The organism is Sphingomonas sp. SRS2, assembly GCF_000971055.1.
In the GTDB taxonomy this organism is placed as follows: domain Bacteria; phylum Pseudomonadota; class Alphaproteobacteria; order Sphingomonadales; family Sphingomonadaceae; genus Rhizorhabdus.
Map to the genome: position 1 here is coordinate 1 of NZ_LARW01000038.1, position 22,041 is coordinate 22,041.

At 65.9% G+C, this 22,041-nt stretch carries 29 protein-coding genes; 17 read left to right on the forward strand and 12 right to left on the reverse strand.

What is annotated here, in order from left to right:
- From WP12_RS00410 to rpsI, 3 genes are all read left to right on the forward strand, one after another.
- Positions 1 to 1,012 (forward strand): COX15/CtaA family protein (locus WP12_RS00410; RefSeq protein WP_046191789.1); only part of this gene is annotated, 1,012 nt, incomplete at its 5' end.
- Positions 1,013 to 1,129: 117 nt separating this feature from the next.
- Positions 1,130 to 1,609 carry a 50S ribosomal protein L13 gene (rplM, locus tag WP12_RS00415; protein ID WP_046191790.1) on the forward strand — a complete coding sequence of 160 codons (480 nt, stop codon included), beginning with the start codon at positions 1,130 to 1,132 and terminating at the stop codon, positions 1,607 to 1,609.
- Positions 1,609 to 2,169, forward strand: coding sequence for a 30S ribosomal protein S9 (gene rpsI, locus WP12_RS00420; RefSeq protein WP_046191791.1), 561 nt, complete (start codon positions 1,609 to 1,611; stop codon positions 2,167 to 2,169). Before rplM ends, rpsI begins: the two co-directional genes overlap by 1 nt.
- A gap of 74 nt (positions 2,170 to 2,243) precedes the next feature.
- Here rpsI and WP12_RS00425 read toward each other — a convergent pair whose 3' ends face one another.
- Complete coding sequence (locus WP12_RS00425; protein WP_046191818.1) at positions 2,244 to 2,642, reverse strand: hypothetical protein; 399 nt, start codon at positions 2,640 to 2,642, stop codon at positions 2,244 to 2,246.
- Between the two features lie 154 nt (positions 2,643 to 2,796).
- On the opposite strand from WP12_RS00425, the gene WP12_RS00430 reads away from it, so the two are divergent.
- The 4 genes from WP12_RS00430 to WP12_RS00445 all read left to right on the forward strand — a co-directional run bounded on the left by WP12_RS00430 (position 2,797) and on the right by WP12_RS00445 (position 5,792).
- Positions 2,797 to 3,111: a hypothetical protein gene (locus tag WP12_RS00430; protein WP_046191792.1), complete on the forward strand. Its 315-nt coding sequence runs from the start codon at positions 2,797 to 2,799 to the stop codon at positions 3,109 to 3,111.
- A gap of 15 nt (positions 3,112 to 3,126) precedes the next feature.
- The gene (locus tag WP12_RS00435) at positions 3,127 to 4,077 is read left to right on the forward strand and encodes a hypothetical protein (RefSeq protein WP_046191793.1); all 951 of its coding nucleotides are present in this window, start codon (positions 3,127 to 3,129) and stop codon (positions 4,075 to 4,077) included.
- A complete protein-coding gene (locus WP12_RS00440) occupies positions 4,077 to 5,000 on the forward strand; it encodes a S41 family peptidase (protein WP_046191794.1) in 924 nt (307 codons plus the stop codon). Before WP12_RS00435 ends, WP12_RS00440 begins: the two co-directional genes overlap by 1 nt.
- 192 nt (positions 5,001 to 5,192) lie before the next feature.
- Positions 5,193 to 5,792 carry a TIGR02466 family protein gene (locus WP12_RS00445; RefSeq protein WP_046191795.1) on the forward strand — a complete coding sequence of 200 codons (600 nt, stop codon included), beginning with the start codon at positions 5,193 to 5,195 and terminating at the stop codon, positions 5,790 to 5,792.
- Positions 5,793 to 5,901: 109 nt separating this feature from the next.
- Here WP12_RS00445 and WP12_RS00450 read toward each other — a convergent pair whose 3' ends face one another.
- From WP12_RS00450 to WP12_RS00465, 4 genes are all read right to left on the reverse strand, one after another.
- On the reverse strand, positions 5,902 to 6,702 hold the full coding sequence (locus WP12_RS00450; RefSeq protein WP_046191796.1) for a VOC family protein: 801 nt from the start codon (positions 6,700 to 6,702) through the stop codon (positions 5,902 to 5,904).
- Between the two features lie 13 nt (positions 6,703 to 6,715).
- Positions 6,716 to 7,186, reverse strand: coding sequence for a VOC family protein (locus WP12_RS00455; protein ID WP_046191797.1), 471 nt, complete (start codon positions 7,184 to 7,186; stop codon positions 6,716 to 6,718).
- A 110-nt stretch (positions 7,187 to 7,296) separates the two neighbouring features.
- Complete coding sequence (locus tag WP12_RS00460) at positions 7,297 to 7,833, reverse strand: GNAT family N-acetyltransferase (protein WP_046191798.1); 537 nt, start codon at positions 7,831 to 7,833, stop codon at positions 7,297 to 7,299.
- A 10-nt stretch (positions 7,834 to 7,843) separates the two neighbouring features.
- Complete coding sequence (locus WP12_RS00465; RefSeq protein WP_235398781.1) at positions 7,844 to 8,320, reverse strand: SH3 domain-containing protein; 477 nt, start codon at positions 8,318 to 8,320, stop codon at positions 7,844 to 7,846.
- Between the two features lie 118 nt (positions 8,321 to 8,438).
- Here WP12_RS00465 and WP12_RS00470 point away from each other — a divergent pair, with 118 nt between their 5' ends.
- Together WP12_RS00470 and WP12_RS00475 are read left to right on the forward strand one after the other, a co-directional pair.
- Positions 8,439 to 9,437 carry a 2-hydroxyacid dehydrogenase gene (locus WP12_RS00470; protein WP_046191799.1) on the forward strand — a complete coding sequence of 333 codons (999 nt, stop codon included), beginning with the start codon at positions 8,439 to 8,441 and terminating at the stop codon, positions 9,435 to 9,437.
- Positions 9,438 to 9,569: 132 nt separating this feature from the next.
- Complete coding sequence (locus WP12_RS00475) at positions 9,570 to 9,860, forward strand: hypothetical protein (RefSeq protein WP_046191820.1); 291 nt, start codon at positions 9,570 to 9,572, stop codon at positions 9,858 to 9,860.
- 94 nt (positions 9,861 to 9,954) lie between these two features.
- Here the strand turns inward: WP12_RS00475 and WP12_RS00480 are convergent, their stop codons facing one another.
- Positions 9,955 to 10,782 carry an ABC transporter permease gene (locus WP12_RS00480; RefSeq protein WP_046191800.1) on the reverse strand — a complete coding sequence of 276 codons (828 nt, stop codon included), beginning with the start codon at positions 10,780 to 10,782 and terminating at the stop codon, positions 9,955 to 9,957.
- A 79-nt stretch (positions 10,783 to 10,861) separates the two neighbouring features.
- Between WP12_RS00480 and WP12_RS00485 the strand changes: the two genes are divergently transcribed.
- The 7 genes from WP12_RS00485 to WP12_RS00515 all read left to right on the forward strand — a co-directional run bounded on the left by WP12_RS00485 (position 10,862) and on the right by WP12_RS00515 (position 17,681).
- The gene (locus WP12_RS00485; RefSeq protein WP_046191801.1) at positions 10,862 to 11,527 is read left to right on the forward strand and encodes a GcrA family cell cycle regulator; all 666 of its coding nucleotides are present in this window, start codon (positions 10,862 to 10,864) and stop codon (positions 11,525 to 11,527) included.
- Between the two features lie 99 nt (positions 11,528 to 11,626).
- Entirely contained in the window at positions 11,627 to 11,932 is a 306-nt protein-coding gene (locus tag WP12_RS00490) for an I78 family peptidase inhibitor (RefSeq protein WP_046191802.1), read from the forward strand.
- A 79-nt stretch (positions 11,933 to 12,011) separates the two neighbouring features.
- On the forward strand, positions 12,012 to 14,000 hold the full coding sequence (parE, locus tag WP12_RS00495) for a DNA topoisomerase IV subunit B (RefSeq protein WP_046191803.1): 1,989 nt from the start codon (positions 12,012 to 12,014) through the stop codon (positions 13,998 to 14,000).
- A gap of 95 nt (positions 14,001 to 14,095) precedes the next feature.
- Positions 14,096 to 15,154: a type III polyketide synthase gene (locus WP12_RS00500; protein ID WP_046191804.1), complete on the forward strand. Its 1,059-nt coding sequence runs from the start codon at positions 14,096 to 14,098 to the stop codon at positions 15,152 to 15,154.
- Complete coding sequence (locus WP12_RS00505) at positions 15,154 to 15,864, forward strand: methyltransferase domain-containing protein (protein ID WP_046191805.1); 711 nt, start codon at positions 15,154 to 15,156, stop codon at positions 15,862 to 15,864. The genes WP12_RS00500 and WP12_RS00505 overlap by 1 nt, the downstream gene beginning before the upstream one ends.
- A complete protein-coding gene (locus WP12_RS00510; RefSeq protein ID WP_046191806.1) occupies positions 15,843 to 16,946 on the forward strand; it encodes an NAD(P)/FAD-dependent oxidoreductase in 1,104 nt (367 codons plus the stop codon). The genes WP12_RS00505 and WP12_RS00510 overlap by 22 nt, the downstream gene beginning before the upstream one ends.
- 99 nt (positions 16,947 to 17,045) lie before the next feature.
- Positions 17,046 to 17,681, forward strand: coding sequence for a hypothetical protein (locus tag WP12_RS00515; RefSeq protein ID WP_046191807.1), 636 nt, complete (start codon positions 17,046 to 17,048; stop codon positions 17,679 to 17,681).
- A 10-nt stretch (positions 17,682 to 17,691) separates the two neighbouring features.
- Here WP12_RS00515 and WP12_RS00520 read toward each other — a convergent pair whose 3' ends face one another.
- Genes WP12_RS00520 through WP12_RS00545 form a run of 6 tightly spaced genes read right to left on the reverse strand, consistent with a single transcriptional unit; the run spans position 17,692 to position 21,244 of the window.
- Complete coding sequence (locus WP12_RS00520; protein WP_046191808.1) at positions 17,692 to 18,180, reverse strand: SRPBCC family protein; 489 nt, start codon at positions 18,178 to 18,180, stop codon at positions 17,692 to 17,694.
- A gap of 5 nt (positions 18,181 to 18,185) precedes the next feature.
- Entirely contained in the window at positions 18,186 to 18,509 is a 324-nt protein-coding gene (locus WP12_RS00525) for an ArsR/SmtB family transcription factor (protein ID WP_046191809.1), read from the reverse strand.
- A gap of 43 nt (positions 18,510 to 18,552) precedes the next feature.
- On the reverse strand, positions 18,553 to 18,789 hold the full coding sequence (locus WP12_RS00530; RefSeq protein WP_046191810.1) for a hypothetical protein: 237 nt from the start codon (positions 18,787 to 18,789) through the stop codon (positions 18,553 to 18,555).
- A gap of 37 nt (positions 18,790 to 18,826) precedes the next feature.
- Positions 18,827 to 19,609 (reverse strand): LysR family transcriptional regulator, encoded by a 783-nt coding sequence (locus tag WP12_RS00535; RefSeq protein ID WP_046191811.1) that lies wholly within the window; start codon positions 19,607 to 19,609, stop codon positions 18,827 to 18,829.
- A 13-nt stretch (positions 19,610 to 19,622) separates the two neighbouring features.
- Positions 19,623 to 20,021: a Co2+/Mg2+ efflux protein ApaG gene (gene apaG / locus WP12_RS00540; protein WP_046191821.1), complete on the reverse strand. Its 399-nt coding sequence runs from the start codon at positions 20,019 to 20,021 to the stop codon at positions 19,623 to 19,625.
- Positions 20,022 to 20,035: 14 nt separating this feature from the next.
- Positions 20,036 to 21,244 carry a trans-sulfuration enzyme family protein gene (locus WP12_RS00545; RefSeq protein ID WP_046191812.1) on the reverse strand — a complete coding sequence of 403 codons (1,209 nt, stop codon included), beginning with the start codon at positions 21,242 to 21,244 and terminating at the stop codon, positions 20,036 to 20,038.
- 223 nt (positions 21,245 to 21,467) lie between these two features.
- Between WP12_RS00545 and WP12_RS00550 the strand changes: the two genes are divergently transcribed.
- A complete protein-coding gene (locus WP12_RS00550; protein ID WP_046191813.1) occupies positions 21,468 to 22,016 on the forward strand; it encodes a glutathione peroxidase in 549 nt (182 codons plus the stop codon).
- Positions 22,017 to 22,041: the final 25 nt, after the last annotated feature.

A 22,041-nucleotide genomic window follows, 5' to 3' on the forward strand; every position in this document is an offset into this window, starting at 1 on the left:
GCCGCGCCCCCGCGCGCTGGCGCACTGGCTGTTCGTCCTCGCCGCCTTCGTCTTCGCGATCGTGCTGGTCGGCGGGATCACCCGGCTGACCGAGTCCGGGCTGTCGATCACCGAGTGGAAGCCGATCCGGGGGATCATCCCGCCGCTCAACGCCGCCGAATGGCAGGCCGAGTTCGAAAATTACCAGACGATCCCGCAATATGCCGCCTTCAACCTCCACATGACGCTGGAGGGGTTCAAGGAGATCTATTTCTGGGAATATCTCCACCGGCTGCTGGCGCGCGGCATCGGGGTGGTGCTGGCCGGCGTGATGCTGGTCGCGTGGTGGCGGCGCGCGATCCCCGCCGGTTACGGCTGGCGGATGATCGGCATCTTCGCACTGGGCGGGATGCAGGGCGTGATCGGCTGGTGGATGGTCTATTCGGGGCTGTCGGTGCGGACCGAGGTCAGCCATATCCGGCTTGCGGTCCATCTGATCGCGGCGCTGCTGATCTTCTCGGCGCTGGTGTGGACCGCGCTCGACCTGTTGCGGCTGCACCGCGACCCGGCGTCGCGACCGGCCGGGCTGGGCCGTCTCGGCTTCGCGGCGCTGCTGATCCTGGGCGTCCAGATCATGCTGGGCGCGTTCGTCGCGGGCCTGCGCGCCGGCTATGCCTTTGCGAGCTGGCCGAAGATGGGGGACGCATGGTTCCCCGCCGGCGGATGGAATCCGGCGATCGGCCTCGCCAACCTCTATGACAATCCGATCGTGGTGCAGTTCATCCACCGCTGGTGGGCCTGGATCGCGGTGTTCGCCGCGCTGGCGGTTGCGCGCGCGGCGAAGGACCGGGGCGCCAAGGGGCCGGTTCACGCGGTCGCGACCCTGCTGGTCGTCCAGATCGCGCTGGGCATCGCCACGCTGCTGACCGGCGTCGACCTGCATGTCGCGGTGGCGCATCAGGGGGTCGCGGTGCTGTTGCTGGGGGCGCTGCTATGGGCTGCGCACGGGCTGGGCGATCGAAGGGTATCATAATACCTCATTAAAACGGCCCCATTTTGCTTGACTCCTTTAGGGGTCTCTGCGCATTAGCGCTCCGTTCACGCCGCTCCCCGTTGGGCGGCGTCATTCGTTTAAAAGAGGTCCAGGCCCATGAAGGCGCTCATGAAGACCACCAAGGTGGCGACACCTTATACGGTGGAGAAGAAGTGGCACATCGTCGACGCGGAAGGGCTGGTCGTCGGCCGCGCCGCTTCGATCATCGCCAACATCCTGCGTGGCAAGCACAAGCCGAGCTACACCCCGTTCATCGATTGTGGCGACAACGTCATCATCATCAACGCGGAGAAGGTTCGCTTCACCGGCAAGAAGCTGAGCCAGAAGGTCTATTATCGCCACACCGGTTACGCCGGCGGCATCAAGGAAGCCCACGCGGACAAGATCCTCGAAGGCCGCTTCCCCGAGCGCGTGCTTGAAAAGGCGATCGAGCGCATGATCCCGCGCGGCCCGCTGGGCCGTCAGCAGATGCGCAACCTGCGCATCTTCAAGGGCACGGAGCATCCGCACGGCGCCCAGAACCCTGAAGTCCTCGACATCGCGTCGATGAACCGCAAGAACAAGGTGGGCGCATAATGTCCGATAACCGCCAGTCCCTCACCGACCTCGCCGCGCTGACCGGCGCCGCGCCGGCGCCCGTCGCCGCCGAGGACAACGCCGCTCCCGCCTACACCACCGACGAAGCGCCGATCGCGACGCCGGCTCCGGTCGTGTCGACGATGCCGCTGCGCGAGCAGATCATCGACGCGCAGGGCCGCGCTTATGCGACCGGCCGTCGTAAGGACGCCGTCGCCCGCGTGTGGCTGAAGCCCGGCACCGGCAAGATCACGGTCAACGGCCGCGACCAGGAAGTCTATTTCGCGCGTCCGACGCTGCGTCTCGTCATCAACCAGGCGTTCGGCGTGTCCGAGCGCGAGGGCGCCTATGACGTGATCTGCACCGTCAAGGGCGGCGGCCTTTCGGGCCAGGCCGGCGCGGTCAAGCATGGCATCAGCCAGGCGCTGACCAAATATGAGCCGATCCTGCGCGCGCCGATCAAGGCCGCCGGCTTCCTGACCCGCGACAGCCGCGCGGTCGAGCGTAAGAAGTACGGTAAGGCCAAGGCCCGCAAGAGCTTCCAGTTCTCGAAGCGCTAAGCCTCGGGTTACTGCCGAAAGAATACGGGCCGCCAGCGATGGCGGCCCGTTTTTTATTGTCGCTGCCGGAGCGATCAGCCCCTGGGCTTCGCCTTGGTATAGGGCACGAACTTGCCCAGACCCAGCGATCCGCTCGGGAAATGCGAACCGGAATCGAGCAGGCGGACGATATCGATGCTGCACAGGTTCGGACTATGCGTATCGGTCACCAGCACATCGTCGCGGTCGAGGAAATTGCCGCCGCTGTCTGGCCGGTTAACATACCAGGTGCTTCCCACCTTGTAGAGGATCGCCGTCTTTTCGAAAATCTGGCTCGACTGGATCTGGCGAAGCTGGATGCAATCGACCGGCTTGCCGGCCACCCTGCCCTCCAGCGCCTTCGCCAGCCGTGTCTCGGGATCGACCCGGGCGGCGTTCGCCGGAAGCGCCGCCGCCATCAACATACCGCCGATAAGGCACAATGTAGCGCGCATGATAGACTCTCCTTCTTCGAGCAATATGGCGTTCATCAATTGAACCGACAATGACCAGACGGACTTGCCGGACAATTTCCTTACGGCCTGATGAACGCGGGAACCGGCTCGTTTCCCACCCGTTTCAAGTCTGGATTTTGGAGGAGTGACTACCATGAAGACATTGTTTGTACTTGGTAGCGCCGCCCTGTTGTCTTTCGGCGCGGCGGCGCCCGCGAATGCGCAAAGCGCGTCGCACATCCTGCGCGGCGCGGGCATCGGCGCGGCCGGTGGCGTCGTTGCCGGCGCGGTGATCCCCGGCCTGTCGGTTGGCGAAGGCGCGCTCGTCGGCGCGGCCGGCGGCGCGCTGTACAATACGCTCGTCAACAAGGGCGAGCGCCGCACCTATCGCAGCCGCAGCTATTATTCGGGGCGTAGCGCGACCAGCGCGCAGAGCGCTCCGCGCTATCGCAGCTATCGTCATCGCTAAGGTCGGCAGCGGAAGATGAAGACGGTGCCAGCGCGGGCGGGATGGCCGCTCGCGCTGGCGGCTTTGATCACGGCGGCCTCGGCGCATGGCGCAAAGCCGCCGCCCCCACCCACCGGTGAATTGCTGCTCGACATGCGCGACCCGGTCATCGCGGTGACGATTGGCGAAGTGCCCTTACGCTTGCGGGTCGGGCTGGAAGCCAAGCGGCTGATACAGCTGAACCCCGACGCCGCCGCGCGGCTCGAAGCTTCGCCTCCTGACCGGAAATTCCGCTTCGAGTCCGGCGCGGATGCCCAGATCGGTCGCGAGACGCTGAAGGGCGTCGAGGCTGCCGCCCCCATCACCATCAATGCGCGCAAGATGATCGTGACCGTGGCGTCGCACGGACGCGATTGCTGCGCGGGTGTCGATGGAGAGATCGGCATAGGACTGCTCCCTTATGCGACGATCCGCTTCGTCCGCGCCGCCCTCGCCGATGCGGGGCGCAGCATCGATTTCGCGATCGAAGACAATGACGAAGCCGGACCCGAGGCAGTCCTGCCGGTTGGCCGCAACAGCATCCATGTCCAGTTCTCGTTCGCCCGCCCCGATTCAGTGGCGACGTCGTCCGCCGGCGCGCTGCTCGCACAGGCGCATGGCGGGCGGCTGACCGAGAGCGAACCGACCGTCGCGGCGTTCGGCATCGCCCGGCCCACCGCGACCTTGCGCTTTCCGCAGCCGATTACGATCGCGGGTTTCCGCTTCGGGCAGCTGCGCGTCCGCACCGCCGATTTTGCCGGAAGCATAGCTTTCCCGGCCGATCCGGCGGACGAGGGCGACATCGTGGTCAGGAAGAAGGTCGAGCAACAGCGCGCCTGGCCGGTGGTGCTGCTCGGCCGCGACCGGCTCGATCGGTGCAGCGAGGCGTTGTTCGACACGATCGCAAAGCGGCTGACGCTGCGCTGCGCCTTCGATGGAGTGTCCTGATGCGTCTGCTTACCCGCCTGTCGTTGCTGCTGTCGCTGATGGCCGGAGCCTCGGCGCTTCCGGCCGCCCGCGCCTCGATCAACGAGCGCGTGTTTGACAGGGCGTGGAGTCTCGTCGCCGATCGCTATTGGGATCGCTCGATGGGCGGCAACGACTGGAACGCGATCCGCGACGAATATCACCCCAAGGCAATGGCGGCACGCGACGAGAAGCAGCTCTATGCGGTGGTCAACCGCATGCTCGACCAGCTCGACGACAGCCATGTCTATGCGACGTCGCCCAGCGACCTGCGATGGTCACGCGAACCCACCAACCTGCGCGACGTGGAGCCGGGGCGGCGACTGGTCCATATCCCCGGCGGCATTCTGCTGATCGGCTTCGACCAGTTCGATCCGGGCGACGACCGCTGGATCGCCAACGCCATCGCCGGGACGCCCGACCTGCGTGGCGTGATCCTCGACCTGCGCGGCAATGGCGGCGGGCGCGACGATGTGCTCGACAAGGTCGCCGGCCTGTTCTCGACCCGGCGTCAGCTGCTGATCCGGCTGACCGGCAAGAAGGTGATCGAGGAAAGCACTCGCGGCGCGGGAGCGAGCGCCTATCGCGGGCCGCTGGCGGTGCTGGTCGGCCCGCAGACCGCGAGCGCCGCCGAGATCCTGGCCTTCTATCTGGATGAAAGCGGCCGCGCCTATACAGTCGGCGAACGCAGCGCCGGCGCGGTGACCGGCGGGGTCGATTATAACCTGCCCGGCGGCGGCCAGCTTACCGTCGCCGAATATGATATCCGCACTGCCAATGGCACCCGGCTCGAAGGCAATGGCTTCACCCCGAAATATCAGGCGCCATCAGCCCGGACGCCGAACGATGCGGCGCTTGCGAAGGCGGTGGGGCTGATCCGGGGCGCACGCACCGCTCAAAACTGACCGTCAGGCTGAACGGGTTCCGGCATTACTCCGCCATGCGGGCTGGCTCGCAATAGTCAAAAATCTGTCCGCGAGAGTTCCAACCACGCCCCAGCCGCCCGGTGGATACTGAAACGAGTTCAGCATGACGATTTGGGAATGAGAGGGTTGGCCACGCTTGAACTCCAGCCATCCCCATGCTCATGACGGGGCATGACGATCCGATCCCTCTTCGTGACGCGCCTCTATGAAGCGATGATCGACAATGAAGCGCTGGTGGCCGAACTCGACCAGTCGGTGCGCATGCTCGCCGAGGAGGATCGCGCCGGGAAGGCCTGGTCGAAGGCGCATGGCTATCGCGGCTACACTTCCTATGCGTCGCTCAACGACTTACCCCTGCGAGACCCGGCGTTCGCCGATCTCGTCAAGCTGCTCAACGGCCATGTCCGCCGCTTCGCCGAGGCCTCACATATGGAGCTCGGCCGCAAGATCAAGCTCGACAGCCTGTGGGTCAACCTGCTGAAATCTGGCGGAGCCCATTCGGGACACATCCACCCGCACAGCGTGATATCGGGCACATTCTATGTCGCGGTGCCGCCGGGGTCGGGCGGGCTCAAGCTGGAAGACCCGCGCCTGCCGCTGATGATGGCCGCCCCGCGCCGGACGGACGACGCGCCCGAGGACAGCCAGAGCTTCGTCTATGCCGAACCCAGGCCCGGCATGGTGCTGCTCTGGGAAAGCTGGCTGCGTCATGAGGTGCCGCCCGGCACCGCGAAGGGCGATCGGATCAGCGTCAGCTTCAACTATAGTTAAAGCATACCCCCGCCGTCATGTCGGCGAATGCTGGCATCTCAGGAGGCTGGGGCGACGCATAATCTCCTGAGATCCAGCTTCGCCGGGAAGACGATTATGGAGGCCAGTCCTAGCGCTTCGGCGCGACGAGGTCGAACCTCGCGCCCTGCGGGTCCTGCGCGTTGACCACCCACATGCCGCCCGGCACTTCATGCGGACCCATCAGCACCTTGCCGCCGCCAGCCTCGATCCGGCCGACCGCCGCATCGATCGCGTCGACATGGACATAGAAGCTCCAATAGGGACGCGGCGCCTGGGCGTCATTGTACATCGCGCCATTGGTCACGCCACAGCTGGTATCGTCGCCGACGGGCTCCATCGCGATCATCTGATAGGTGCCGAGCGGACCCATCTCCATCGCGTCGGTCCTGGTCCAGCCATAGAGCGACGCATAGAAATCGAAGGCCGTTTCCCAATCGCTGCTGTGCAGCTCGTGCCAGTCGACCCCGCCCGCCGTGCCCGCCGGCAGCAGCGGCGCGCGGCCGGCCGGCGGCGTCTCGGGACCATCGGGCTGGAGCAGGTTGAACATCGCCCCCTGCGGATCGGACGCGATCGCTATGCGCCCGACATGGGGAATAGGATCGAGAATGCGGTGGACCAGGCCGCCCGCAGCCCGCAGTTCGGCGACGGCGGTGTCGAGATCGATGACATGGATATAGCCGACCCATGTCGGCTGCATCCCGGCGGCACGGGCGTCCTCGGGGATCGGCATGATGCCGCCAACGCCAAGACCATCGGCTTCGAGCACGGTATAGGGAGGCCCGTCAGCGGGAAAAGGCTGCAGCTGCCAGCCGATCACATCCGCATAAAAGGCTTCGGCCGCCGCCCGGTCGCTGGTCATCAATTCATACCAGAAGAATTTGTTCGCCATGGCGCTTCTCCCCTCAGGCGTTGGCGACGGCACGGTCGATCGTCGCGATGTCGATCTTCACCATCATGAAAAGCGCGGTCATCGCCGCTTTCGCTTTGGCGGGGTCGGCCATGACCTTGTTGAAATTCTCGGGCACGATCTGCCAGTGGAGACCATAGCGATCGGCGAGCCAGCCGCATTCCTGCGCCTTGCCCCCTTCGAGCAGCGCATCCCACACCGCGTCGAGCTCCGCCTGATCGCGCGCGCCGAAGGACATCGACACCGAGAGATTATATTCGGCATCGATACCGCCGTTCAGCGCAATGAACTTCTGCCCGGCGAGTGTGAACTCGATCATCAGCATGTCGCCGACTTTGGGGCCGGGTGAGTCGACGGGCGATCTGTGCACCGCGTCGATCCGGGAATCGGGCAGGATAGAGACATAAAAGCGCGCGGCTTCCTCCGCCTGGTCCTTGAACCACAGGCAAGGCGTAATCCGGGACATGGTATCCTCCTTCGTCTTGAATCCATCGGTCGGGAACGATGCCCGAACAACGATACGACGGGTTCAGCTTAGCCTATCCGACATGCGCGACAATTTTTTGCGCTGGACCGTCAATGGGGCGCGGTCAGGCGTCTCAGCTTGATGATCGGTTTGCCCTTATACCCGGCCTTCCCGAACGGGTGGAAGCCCAGCTTCTCAGCCACGCGCAAAGAGGGGCCATTGTCGGGATCGATGATGCACACCATGCGGTCAGGCGCGTGGACCACCGCCATCCAGCCAAGCATCGCCTGCGCCGCCTCGGTCGCATAGCCGCGGCCATGGACGTCGCTCGATATCATCCATGCGAATTCGGGAAAGGGGTCGAAATCCTCGCCGAGGCCACGGTGAAAATCGCCGAGGCCAACCTCGCCGACAGCCCGTCCCGTGGCGCGTTCCTCGACGAGGAGCATACCATAGCCGAGCAGCGCCCAATGGCCGACGAAGCGCAGCATGCGCTGCCAGCTTTCCTCGCGGGTCGGCGGCGTCCGATAGATCATCCGCACCGCTTCGGGATCATTGTGCAGGAAAAGGCAGGCCTCGAAATCGTCGAGCCGGTGGGGCCGCAGGATCAGCCGGGGAGTCTCCAGCGTGGGCCCCAGACCTACCATCGGCAGAGGCTCACTCGACAATCTCGCCCGCGTCGACGCCCCAGATCCGGTCGATCTCGATATAGCCCTTTTTGCCGCCCGCATCGAACAGGCACCAGCCGCTCTCGCATTCAGAGATCTTGCCCACCACGCCGGGCTCGGCACGCCAGGTCAGTGCCGAACCCGTGTTCGGATCGGCATACATTCCGGCGGGGCCATAGCCCGTCACGACGGCCGTCCGCCTGGCGCTGAGCAAGGTGGCGAGCATCCAGCCTTCGGTGCCATCCTGCTCACGGATGCGGCGCCAGTTGCCATAGACCTGCATCACCTGCACCGGCAGATCGCGTCGGCGATAACGCCATGTCGCCGGATAGGTGCGCTCCGGCCCGGTCCGCATCAGCGCGTCGCCCGTCGAGATCGAGGCCCAATAGGGCACCTTGCGTTCCTGCGCCTCGCCCGCCGTCGCGATCGACATCGCCCCCAGCAGCAACCACCCCAACTTCTTCACTATCGTCCCCTGTGTCCGGCCCCTGCAGCCATAGTAGAGTCCCGCGGCCGCCGTTCAAGCGTCTAGGACAGGCCGCGACGCGCTTGCGCTCCGCACCGAGCAGGATTAGCGACATGCCATGGCACAGACCGACCGCCCCCGCCGCCCCAAGGTGATCGTCACGCGGCGTCTGCCCGCCGACACCGAGGCGCGCATGAGCGAGTTGTTCGATGTCGAGCTGAACGAAAGCGACGACGCTATGGATGCGAACGCACTCACCGCCGCCGCGGCGCGGTGCGACATACTGGTCCCGACGATCAGCGACCCCATCGACGCGGCGGTCATTGCGGCGGGCAAGGGGCGGCTGCGCCTGATCGCCAATTTCGGCAATGGCGTCGACCATATCGACCTGCGCGCCGCGCGCGCCGCCGACATCATCGTCACCAATACCCCCGGCGTGCTGACCGAGGACACCGCCGATATGACGATGGCGCTGATCCTGTCGGTGCCGCGCCGGCTGGCCGAAGGCGAGAAGCTGGTCCGTTCGGGCCGTTGGTCCGGTTGGGGCCCGGTATCGATGCTCGGCCACCGCATCAACGGCAAGCGGCTCGGCATCGTCGGCATGGGACGGATCGGCCAGGCGGTCGCCCGCCGCGCGCGCGGCTTCGACCTGACGATCAGCTATCACAACCGCCACCGCCTGCCCGAAAGCATCGAACAGGCGCTTGGCGCGACCTATGAGCCCGATTTCGACCGGCTGCTGACCGATAACGACATCGTCTCGGTCCATTGTCCGCACACGCCGGAGACCGAGAACCTGATCGACGCCCGCCGCGTCGCGATGCTCGCCGGGCATCAATATCTGATCAATACCGCGCGCGGACCGATCATCGACGAGGGGGCGCTGATCGGGCGGCTCGAGCGGGGCGAGATCGGCGGGGCCGGCCTGGATGTGTTCGCGCATGAACCCGCGATCGACCCCCGCCTGCTCGCGCTCGATAATGTCGTGCTGCTGCCGCATATGGGCTCCGCCACCTTCGAAGGGCGCGCGGCGACGGGCGACAAGGTCATCGCCAATATCCGCACCTGGGTCGACGGCCATCGCCCGCGCGACCAAGTGTTCGAAGGCTGGGTCTGACCGATGAAGATGAACAACGGTTTCAGCCTGGGTTCATTCGCTCCCTGCTAGAAAAACTACGTCAGGTGAACGGCGGAACATAGTCGACTAGGCCACGTTCTCTGATCAGGTTTTTGACGAAGGGAATTGATCATGAAGACGTACAAGCTAATCGCAACGGCGGTAGCACTGTCCGTTGCCGGTGCGACCCCAGCTTTCGCGCAGAGCGCTGGCGATCTCGCCAAGGGCGCGCTGATCGGCGCAGGCGGTGGTGCGGTCGCTGGCGCTGTCATTCCGGGTCTCAGCACCGGTGACGGCGCGATCATCGGTGCCGTTGGCGGCACCGCGATCACCGCACTGAACAAGAACAAGCATCGCTACTATCGCGATAGCTACGGCCGCAAGTACTGGGTCGATAAGCGCGGCCGTCGCCACTATAAATAAGGCGTAACAGCCTGAAACAAAGGCCGCTCCGGGAGACCAGGGCGGCCTTTTTCTATGCGCGTTGGCCCGGCCTCCGCAGGGGCAACGGGAATATTCAGCTCTTCACTTTCCAGCCCCGATCAAGCACGGCGTAGCAGAGCGCGTAAAGCAGGACATTCACCACCAGCAGCGCGATGGCGCCCACCATTATCGGCGAGTCCGCTATGCCGAGGAAGCCATAGCGGAAGCCGGAGATGACATAGAAGAACGGGTTGGCATGGCTGACGGCCTGAAAGCCCGAATGCAGGCTGTCCACCGAATAGAAGGTGCCCGACAGCAGCGAGAGCGGCGCGACCACGAAATTGGTGACGGCGGCGGCATGATCGAATTTTTCGGCCCAGATCGACGTGAACACGCCCAGCAGGCTGAGCATCATCGACCCCATGAACCCGAACCAGACCATCGCGACGGGATGCAGTGGCACGACGTGCACCCCCGGCCACAGCAGCATCGCCAGCCATACTGCGATACCGACGAGGATAGCGCGAGTCACCGCTGCGCCGACCAGCGCGGCCAGCACTTCGCCGGTCGACAGCGGCGGCATCAGATAGTCGACGATGGTGCCCTGGATCTTGCCGATCAGCAGCGAGAAGCTGGCATTGGCGAAGGCATTCTGCATCATGCCCATCATTATCAGGCCCGGCGCGATGAAGGTGGCGAGCGGATAACCCATCACCTGGCGGCCCGCGCTGCCCAGCGCGAGAGTGAAAATCATCAAATAAAGCAGCGTTGTAATCGCCGGGGCCCAGATTGTCTGCAGCTGGACCTTGAAGAAACGCTTCACCTCCTTCACATAGAGGGCACGCATTCCCCCCCAGTTGAAGAACGGGATAACCGGCTCGCCTGGCGGAGAGATCATGATTTTTTTGGGCTGGTCGCTCATGGGCATTTCGCCTATCGGCTCCCCGCCCCGCCTGCAATAGCCGGTGTCACCGGAAGTGGGCGAAGACCGAGGGTAAGACATGTCCTGGACCGACGAACGGATCGATCAACTCAAGCGCCTCTGGGGACAGGGGATGACCGCGAGCCAGATCGCCGAAGACCTGGGCGGCGTCAGCCGCAACGCCGTGATCGGCAAGGCGCATCGCCTCGGCCTCGAAGCGCGTCCGTCGCCCGTGAAGGGCGGCGACTCCTCGGCGTCCGCCAGCGCGCCTGCGGCGCCCGCCGCTGCCGCAGCCGCTGCCCCGCCGCCGCCTGAGCGCGCCGCGGCCCCTGCGCCTCGGCCCGCACCTGTGCCGGCGCCAGCACCGGCGGCCGCCGCTGCCCCGGCCGAAAAGCCCGCCGCGCCGCAGCCCATGGTCCGCTCGATCGGCCCCGGCGGCTTCCAGCGCCAGACCCCGGGCGAGCAGACCGCGCCGATCACCCCCGCGCCGCCGCGCCGTCTGGTGCCGGCAAAGCCGTCGGCAGAGATGGCCAACAAGACGAGCCTGCTCGATCTGAACGACAAGATCTGCAAATGGCCGCTCGGTCATCCGGGCGAGCCCGACTTCCACTTCTGTGGCGAGCAGATCAATCCAGGCTTTCCCTATTGCCTCAGCCATTGCTCGGTCGCTTATCAGGCGCAGCTGCCCCGGCGCGACCGCCGTCCGCCGCCGCCCCTGCCCTTTGGCGGTCCGCGCGTAAGATAATTTCAGACGCCGCCCGGACGGCCGGCTCTTGCGTCCTGTCCGGGCGCGGGCCAGAAAGATGCGGCTGTGAAACGCGGCTGTGAAACAGGGGGGCTTGCCATGCGTACCGCACTGATCGGACTGACGATGATCGCGCTCAGCGGCTGCGCCGCGACGGTGTCCGAACCGGGACAGGCGGTTCCGCAGTCCAGTGCGATCCAGCCGCTCGCCTGCAACCTCAACCGCGCCGAAAGCTTCGTAGGCAAGCCCGGAGACGCCGTCGCCGAAGACGCCCGTGCCGCAAGCGGGGCGAAGTCGGTCAGGGTGATCCGTCCGGGCCAGGCAGTGACGCAGGATTACCGCGCCGACCGGCTGAACCTCGAAACCGACGATGCGGGCAATGTCGTGCGGGTGAGCTGCGGGTAACGAAGATCCGTCATCCTCGCGAAAGCGGGATGACAGGCCACTTCCCTTTCTCCTCACTCACCCCCTATAGTCATCGCCAATGTCCGACGACGATCTCTTCGCCTCCGCACCGTCCACCAGCTCCGGCAATTACGACGCCTCGCAGATCGAGGTGCTCGAGGGGCTTGAGCCCGTGCGCCGCCGCCCCGGCATGTACATCGGCGGGACCGACGAGCGCGCCTATCATCATCTCGCCGCCGAGGTGCTCGACAATGCGATGGACGAGGCGGTTGCGGGGCATGCCAACCGGATCGAGGGGTCGCTGCAGGCCGGCAACCGGCTGACCGTCGTCGACAATGGCCGCGGCATCCCGGTCGATCCGCATCCCAAATTCCCGAAGCAATCGGCGCTCGAGGTCATCCTGACCACGCTCCATTCGGGCGGCAAGTTCGACGGCAAGGCCTATTCGACATCGGGCGGTCTGCACGGCGTCGGCGTGTCGGTGGTCAACGCGCTATCGACCGAGACGGTGGTCGAGGTCGCGCGCAACAAGGAGCTGTTCCGCCAGCGCTTCGCGCAAGGCCATGCCGTGACCAAGCTGGAGAAGCTGGGGGCCGCACCCAACCGTCGCGGCACCAGCGTTTCCTTCATTCCCGATCCCGAGATTTTCGGAACCAGCGCGCATTTCAAGCCGGGGCGGCTGATGCGGCTCACCCGGTCGAAGGCCTATCTCTACGCGGGTGTCGAGATCCGCTGGAAATGCGACCCCGCGCTGATCGGCGACGACACGCCGAGCGAAGCGACGTTCCAGTTTCCCGGCGGCCTGGCCGATCATCTGCGCGAGCAGGTCGGCACGCGCGAATGCGCCACCAGCCAGTTCTTCACGGGCAAGCAGAACTTCGCGGGCGAGAATAACGGCATGGTCGAATGGGCGGTCGCCTGGCCGCTGTGGTCCGAGGGCTCGTACAGCTATTATTGCAACACCATCCCGACCCCCGACGGCGGCACCCATGAGGCCGGCCTCCGCTCCGCGTTGGTCAAGGGCATCCGCGCCTATGCCGATCTGGTCGGCAACAAGCGCGCCAAGGACGTTACCGCCGACGACATCGTCACCGGCTCCGAACAGATGCTGTCGGTGTTCATTCGCGATCCGCAGTTCCAGAGCCAGACCAAGGACCGGCTGACTTCGCCCGATGCCGCGCGCCTCGTCGAAAACGCGGTGCGCGATCATTTCGATCATTTCCTCGCCGACAATATGGAGCGCGGCAAGGCGCTGCTCGCCTTCGTGCTCGACCGGATGGACGACCGCCTGCGCCGGAAGGCGGAGAAGGAGGTCAAGCGCAAGACCGCGACTTCGGGCCGCAAGCTGCGCCTGCCGGGCAAGCTGACCGACTGCGCCAATGATGCGCCCGAGGGCACCGAGATCTTCATCGTCGAGGGCGATAGCGCGGGCGGATCCGCCAAGCAGGCCCGCGACCGCAAGACCCAGGCGATCCTGCCGATCCGCGGCAAGATCCTGAACGTCGCATCCGCCAACAGCGCGAAGATCGGCGCGAACCAGGAGATCGCCGACCTTATCCAGGCGCTCGGCTGCGGCACGCGCGACAAGTGCAATGCCGACCTGCTGCGCTATGAGCGCGTCGTGATCATGACCGACGCCGATGTCGACGGCGCGCATATCGCGACGCTGCTGATGACCTTCTTCTTTCAGGAGATGCCCGATCTGGTCCGCGAGGGGCATCTCTATCTCGCCCAGCCGCCGCTCTATCGCCTGACCGCCGGCACCAAGAGCCTCTATGCGATGGACGACGCCCACCGCGCCGTGATCGAAAATGGCGAGTTCAAGGGCAAGAAGATCGATGTCGCGCGCTTCAAAGGCCTGGGCGAGATGAACCCGATGCAGCTGCGCGAAACCACGATGGACCCGAAGACCCGCACCTTGCTGCGCGTCATCCTGCCCCAGGAATATGAAGAGCGCGCGAGCATCCGCGACCTGGTCGACCGGCTGATGGGGAAGAACCCCGAGCACCGCTTCGCCTTCATCCAGGCCAATGCGGCGGCGGTCGACGAGGACGTCATCGACGCGTGATCTATTGCGAGGAAGCCAAGGACGCGGATGCGACCGCCGGCACTTGAGGCCAAACAAAGACGGGACACAAGGCCCATGCCGCGCGTTGAGCCTCGATGACTGCCCATATCCACGCGATCGGCGCCGCCGTGCCCGATCATGACGTTCACCAGGCCTTTATCGATTGGGCAGGACGGAAACTCGAAGGGCGCGAGCGCGCGCTGTTCGCGCGGATGGCCGGTCGGTCGGGGATCGAGCATCGCTGGAGCGTGCTGCCCCGCCCAGAAGGCGGCGGCACGCCGGTCAGCAGCGGCGGCTATTATGGCGAAGCGATGCCGCCGACGTCGCAGCGCATGGCGACCTATGCCCGTGAAGCGCCCGATCTTGCACTGAAAGCCATCGCCGATCTCGCCGCACGTGAGGATATCGGCGGGATCACCCATCTGGTGGTGGCGAGCTGCACCGGCTTCGTCGCGCCGGGAATCGATCAGATCATCGCCCGCCGGCTTGGCCTCGACGGATCGGTCGAGCGCACCCTTGTCGGCTTCATGGGCTGCTATGCGGCGGTGGCCGCGTTGCGGGTCGCGCATCATATCGCGCGCTCGGACAGCGACGCGCGCATCCTGGTCGTGACGGTCGAGCTTTGCTCGCTCCACCTCCAGGACAATGCCGAGATCACCGCGCTGCTCGCCCAGCTCCAGTTCGCCGACGGGGCCGCGGCGGCGCTCGTCAGCAGCGACCCGCGCGGCATCGCGATCGACCGCTTCTTCGCCGCCACCCTTCCCGATAGCGACGAGCTGATCCGCTGGGATATCGGCGACCAGGGCTTCGTGATGCATCTGTCGGGCGAAGTGCCCGGGCGGATCGCCGCCGCGCTGGAAAGCCCGGACATGCGCCGCGCCATCCTCGGCAACCGCGCCGCGCGCGACATACCGAGCTGGGCGGTCCATGCCGGCGGCCGGTCGATCCTCGATGCGGTCGAGCAGGGTCTCGATCTGGACGGCGCGGCGCTGGACGCCTCACGGCGGACGCTGCGCGAGAATGGCAATATGTCGTCGTCTACGCTGATGTTCGTGCTGGCCGCGCTGATGGCGGGGGCGACGCCGGTCGACGGGGTGGCGGTCGCCTTCGGGCCCGGCCTTGCCGCCGAAGGCTTCGCCATCACGAGCGTCTGATGCGTTCGCTGACCCGTCCCGCGATCGAGGAGGAGCAGATGGATGCGCCCGACCTCGATCCTGCCATCTATGCGGCGGTGCTGGGCGACCTCGCCGCGGTGAACCGCTGGACGTTCGCGGCACGGCCGACGATCGATTTCGTCGCGCGCGCGGTTGGCGACCGGCGGCGCTTCACCCTGCTCGATGTCGGTTTCGGCGATGGTGACATGCTCCGCGCCATCGCCCGCTGGGCCGAGAAGAGCGGCATCGAGGCAATGCTGACCGGCATCGACCTCAACCCGAAAAGCCGATGCGTCGCCGATCGCGCGAGCCCGGGCGGGCCCGACATCACCTATCTCACGGGGGACTATGTCGACCTGCTCCACGCCGCCGAACCGGACGGCGGCTTCGACCTGATCATCAGCAGCCTCGTCGCACACCATATGTCGCAACAGGAGCTGCTCACCTTCCTTCATAAGATGGAGAGCTGCGCAAAGCGCGGCTGGCATATCAACGATCTCCACCGCCACCGCTTCGCCTATCTCGGCTTTCCGCTGCTGGCGTTCGTCATGGGTTGGCACCGGATCGTGCGGCAGGATGGACAGCTATCGATCGCCCGCGCCTTTCGCCCGGCGGAATGGCCGCCGATCCTCGCCAAGGCCGGCCTGGGCGCCGAGGCCCGCATCCGCCGCTGCTTCCCCTTCCGGATATGCGTCGAACGGCTGCGCTGATCGCGGGCGGAGGGCCGGCGGGCGCTGCCGCCGCAATCCTGCTCGCGCGCGGCGGCGCGATGCCGGTGGTGATCGAGCGCAACCGCGAACCGCAGGACATGGTCTGCGGCGGCTTCCTCGGCGGCGATGCGATCAGCCTGTTGCGGCGGCTAGGCGTCGATCCGGCATCGCTCGGCGCGCGACCGATCCGCAGGGCGCGGCTGATCGGGGGCAAACGCATGGTCGAAGCCGAACTGCCTTTCGAAGCCGCAGGCCTGTCGCGCCGGACGCTGGACGCCGCGCTGCTCGATCAGGCCGAAGCGCAGGGCGCGATGATCGAGCGCGGCCTGACGATCAGGCGGATCGACCGGACGACGCGGTGCCTCCACCTGAGCGACGAGACCGCGATCAGCGGCGATGCTCTGTTCCTCGCCACCGGCAAGCACGACACGCGCGGCATCGCCCGGCCGGTGCCGCCCGAAAGCGATCCGGCGCTGGGCCTGCGCATCCGGCTCGATCCGACGCCGGCCCTGCACGCCGCGCTCGACGACATCATCGAGCTGCATCTGTTCCGCGATGGTTATGCCGGCCTGCTCCGGCAGGAGGACGGCAGCGTCAATCTCTGCCTGTCGGTCGCGCAGTCGCGGCTGAAGGCGGCGAACGGACAGCCTGCCCGGCTGATCGAGGATCTGGCGCGTGAGGCTCCGCGCCTCGCCGATCGCTTCGGCGCGGCGACGGCGGGCAGCGCCTGGTCGAGCGTCGCGCGGGTTCCCTATGGTTGGCGCGCGACACGCGGCGAGCCCGGCCTGTTCCGCCTCGGCGATCAGTCGGCGGTAATCGCCAGCCTCGCCGGCGACGGCATCGCCATCGCGCTGGCAAGCGCGACCCGCGCGGCGCACTGCTTCCTCCAGGGAGGCGGCGACGCGGCAATCAGCTTCCAGCCCGATTTCGCCGCGCAGGCACGCAGGCCGGTCAGTCTCGCCAACCTGCTGATGCACTGGGGCGGGACGCCGTGGATCGCCGGGCCGCTGCTGGGCCTGTTCGCGCGTGCGCCGGGGCTGATCCGGCAGGCGGCGGCCATGACGCGGATCGGGGCAGGCTGAATAGCTCCATAACGGATGCGATATCTATTTGTCGTTCCGCTCGGCGATCGGTTAAGACCGTCCTGGGTAAAGGCATCCTGTGGGTGCCAAGGGGGGAATATGTCGATTTTTCTGCGCAGCCTTGCGGCTGTTTGCATCATCAGTGCACCGATCGCGGCCACTGCACAAATCACCATCGGATCGCAGAGCAACAGTGGAACGGTCTTGAGAGCGGGAACCCAGGTTCCGCTCAAGACCGTGTCGGAACTCACAACCAACGGCAAGAAGCTGCGGGTCGGCGACCGTTTCAATCTGGAAGTGTCCGAGCCGGTGCGGCTGCACGACCGGATCGTCATCCCCGCGGGCAGCGTCGCCATCGGGGAAATCACTACGGTGCGCAACAAGGGCATGTGGGGCAAATCGGGCAATATCGACGCCCGCGTCCTCTATGTCCGCGCCAATGGCCAACAGATCCGCCTGTCGGGCGGGCTGCACGACAAGGGCACAACCGGTACCGGAGCGGTGGTCGGCGCGGTCGTCCTGCTCCCGCTGGCGGGCTTCTTCATGACCGGGACGAGCGCGACCCTTCCCCCGGGCACCGCCGTAATGGGGTATCTCGACGAGGACCTGCCGGTCGTGTTTGCTGACGGCACAGCACCGCCCCCGACCGCCATGGTCATCCCCGCCGCCACGGCCGCGAGCGCGGTGGCCGCGGTTTCCGGCGACACGCAAAATGTGAGCGGCGCGCCGAAATAACCGGCAGGCGTCAGCCAGCCGCCAGAAATTCGTCCAGCTCGTCGAAGCTGCCGCCCCAGCCGCCGTGCATCGAGTCGATCGCGGCGATGAACTCGGCCCGTTGGGCGGCGTTGGCGCGGAGCGGCACCTGGTGCAGGCGCATGCGGGTGCCGGCGCCCTCTTCCTCGAAGGTGACCGTGGTCAGCAGGACCCTCGGCCAGTTCGGCGAGAAGGGCGAGCCGGCGATGTTCGCCTGCGGGTCGGAGAAGCTGTGTTCATAGACCAGCCGCGACGGGGGAACTAGCTCGCGATATACGAACTTCGCCCAGAGGCGGCCGCCGTCGGGCGCGTCCATATAGCTGTGCAGCATCCCGCCCGGTTGGATATCAGCCGTGACCGCGGTCGCGCGCGTACCCTTGGGGCCGAACCACTGGACCAGCAATTCTGGCTTCGTCCAGGCGTCCCAAACCTTCTGACGCGGCGCGTTGAACAAGCGCGAGATCGTGAATTTTTCGGCCATGGGTTTCATTCCTCTTTGTCTTCGGCAAGCAGCGCGTCGAGCCGCTCGAAACTGTCGCGCCATAGTGCGGCGATGTCCTCGAACCAGATGGAGGTTTCGCGCAACGCATCGGCCTTCAGCCGGCGCGGGCGGGCCTGCGCGGCGCGGCCCTGCTCGATCAGCCCCGCAGTCTCAAGCACCTTGAGGTGCCGCGAGATCGCAGGCTGGCTGATGCCGAAGGGCTGTTGCAGCTCCGACACCGTGGCTTCACCGCGCGCAAGCCGTGCGACGATTGCGCGTCGAGTAGGGTCGGCCAACGCGGCGAGCTTGAGGCTGAGCGAATCTTCCATAACCCATTTATTATATAACTATTGAGTTATGTAAATAGCGACGTCAGTCGTCGCGCTGCTGGCGGCGCCATTCCTTTTCGGCGCGTTTGCGCTCCTTGCGGTCGCGTTCTTCCTGCTTGCGCATCTCGCGCCCGCGATTGCGGTCCGCCTCGTCCTGGCTGGTGGTGGCCCAGTCGACGCCCTTGCCGACGACCTTGAAGGGGGCGGTGACAACCGTCTTGGCGGTGCTGACACAACCGGCGAGCAGCGCGAAGCTACCGATAATCAAGAGCTTGTGCATGCTGCCTCCTACGCCTTCTCAGGTGAAAAGGCCAGTATCAGGCGGTGAGCGTCGCCACCAGCGCCTTGACCTTCTTCTGCCGCCATTGCGGGGTCGGCGCGACCAGCCAATAGCCATATGGCGAAGGCTGGACATCGCCATGCGCGCGCACCCGCCCCTCGGCGACATCGCGCTCGACGAGCAGCGCCGGGACATGCGCGGTGCCGAAGCCTGCCGCCGCCGCGTCGATCGCGAGGCCAGCGTCGGCGACCATTAACGCCGCATTCTTGTCGTCGGCGGGCGCGCCCGGCCAGCCGATCGGCGCACCTTCGGCAAGGCCGATCTTAACCAGCGCGCCCTCGGCAAGCTGGACGCCCTCATGCTCGCCCGGTCCCTCGGCATAGCAGATCGCAAGATCGAGATTGGCCTGGGTGAAATCGAGGCCCTCGTCCGACGACAGCAGCACGAAGCGCAGTTCAGGATCGGTGCGGCCGAAATCGGCCAGGCGCGGGGCAAGCCATTTCGCGGTGAAGTCGCGCGGTGCGGCGATCGTCAGCGTCTTCGACGACTGGCCCGCCTGCATCGCGCGGACAGCCTCTTCAAACTGAAGGAAGCCGGCGCGCAGCGCTTCGAGCCCGGCCTCGCCCTCGGGGGTAAGCTCGAGTCCCTTGGCGGTGCGTCGGAACAGGACGACGCCCAACGTATCCTCCAGCGCGCGGATCTGCTGCCCGACAGCGGCAGGCGTCACCGCCAACTCATCGGCCGCACGGGTGAAAGACAGGTGCCGCGCGGCGGCATCGAGCACGCGCAGGCCATTCAACGGCAGGTGCGTGCGCTTCACGTTCTCGCCTCGCTCATAGGGCGACCGCCGGGCCGATCAGCGGAAAGCGCGGGATCGACGCTTCGAAGGTCGAGCCGTCCTCGGCGACCATATGGTAGCTGCCTTCCATCGATCCGGTCGGGGTCTGAAGCGGGCAACCCGAAACATAGTCGTACGACTGGCCGGGTTCGACCACCGGCTGCTCGCCGACCACGCCCTCGCCGCGCACATCATGCTTGCCGCCGCGCCCGTCGGTGATCAGCCAGTGGCGGGTGAGGAGTTGCACCGCCTGCTGCCCCTCATTCTCTATCCGGATATGATAGGACCAGAACCAACGGCCTCGCGCCGGCTCCGACTGTTCGGGCATGTAGGACACCGCCACCCGCACGATGACGCCGCGCGTTTGCGCGGTATGCGGGAACAGGGCCTTCATGACCGAAGTCGAGGTCATAGGCCGACGGCCTTCAGCGCGCGATCGAGGTCGTCGATCACGTCGAGAGGATCTTCGAGCCCGACATTAAGGCGCAGCATGCCTTCCTCGACTCCCATTTCCGCGCGCACCTCCACCGACAACCCGGCATGGGTGGTCGAGCAGGGATGCGTCATCAACGACCGCGAATCGCCGATATTGTTCGAAATATCGACCAGTTCGAGGGCGTCGAGCAAGCCATGCGCCTGCACGCGGCCGCCGTCGAGGAAGATTGAGATGATCGTACCGCCTGCCGACATCTGCTTCATCGCCAGATTGTGCTGTGGATGGCTTGGCAGAGCCGGATAGAGCGTGCGTGGTACGCGGCCATCGAGGAATTTGGCCACGTTGAGCGCATTCTCGCTCTGCCGGCTGATCCGCAGGTCGAGCGTTTCCAGCCCCTTCATCACCACCCAGGCGTTGAAGGCGGACAGCGTCGGCCCGGTGTTGCGGGTGAAGGCGAGCAGGGTGTTGTTGATGAACGCATCGGTGCCGCACACCGCGCCGGCGAGCACGCGCCCCTGCCCGTCCATCATCTTGGTCGCCGAATAGGCGACGATGTCCGCGCCATAATCGAGCGGCCGCTGAAGCAGCGGGGTGGCGAAGGCATTGTCGACGACGGTCAGCAGCCCCGCATCCTTCGCGATCCTGCAAACCGCCTCCAGATCGACGATGTCGAGCGTCGGATTGGCCGGGGTCTCGAAGAAGAACAGCTTGGTATTCGGGCGGATAGCCGCCTTCCACGCGTCATTGTCGCGGCCATCGATGATCGTCGATTCGATGCCGAAGCGCGGCAGCAGCGTGTCGGTCAGCCAGCGGCACGAGCCGAAGGCCGCGCGCGCCGCCACGATATGATCGCCGACCGACAGCTGGCACAGCAGCGCCGCCGTCATCGCAGCCATGCCCGACGCCATGCAGCGCGCGGCCTCGGCCCCCTCCATCAGCGCGAGACGCTCCTCGAGCATCTCCACGGTGGGATTCTGGAGACGCGAATAGGTCATCCCCTTCTGCTCGCCCGCGAAGCGCGCGGCGGCATCGCCGGCGCAGTCATAGGCGTAGCCCGAGGTGAGGAAGATCGCCTCGCTGGTCTCCCCGAATTGCGACCGCACGGTGCCGCCACGGACCGCCTGGGTGGCGGGCCGCCATTTGGTGGTGATCGTACGATCCTGGCCGGTAAGCTTCTTCATGGCGCTCGCTTTGCCGCCATGGCCCGGTCGCGTCAATGGATGCGCAGGCCAACCCAACTCGTCCTTCCCGCCAAAACGGGAATCCCTGGACGGCGGAGCGGCCGATCAGAGATGCTCCGTCACCGCTGGTCCCGCATCCCGGGAATTACGATCGGGAGACGGGGTTGCGCGCCCGTCCCGCGCATCCGATAGCAAGCGCCCCACCCTATAAGGAGAGTCGACCATGGCGACCGCGATCCAGGATATCCCGCTCAAGACGATCAACGGCCAGGACGCCAGACTCGGCGACTATGCCGGCAAGGTGCTGCTGGCGGTCAACGTCGCATCGAAATGCGGCCTCACCCCGCAATATGCCGCGCTCGAAGCGCTTTACGGCAAGTATAAGGACAAGGGCCTCGTCGTCATCGGCTTCCCCGCCAATAATTTCGGGGCGCAGGAACCCGGCACCGACGCCGAGATCACGGATTTCTGCACGACCAACTATGGCGTCGATTTCCCGATGTTCTCGAAGCTGTCGGTCAAGGGCGACGACCAGCACCCGCTCTATGCGAAGATGATCGCCGAGAAGCCCGACAAGACCTTCAAGGACGGCAGCTTCAAGGAGAAGCTGGCGGGCTATGGCATCGTGCCGGAGAACGACACCGACGTGCTGTGGAACTTCGAGAAGTTCCTGATCGCCAGGGACGGCACCGTCGCCGGCCGATTTGCCCCCGACATCGCCCCCGACGATGCGATCATCACTGCGGCGATCGAGGCCGAACTGGCGAAATAACGCCCAGCTTACGTCGCCCCGGCCT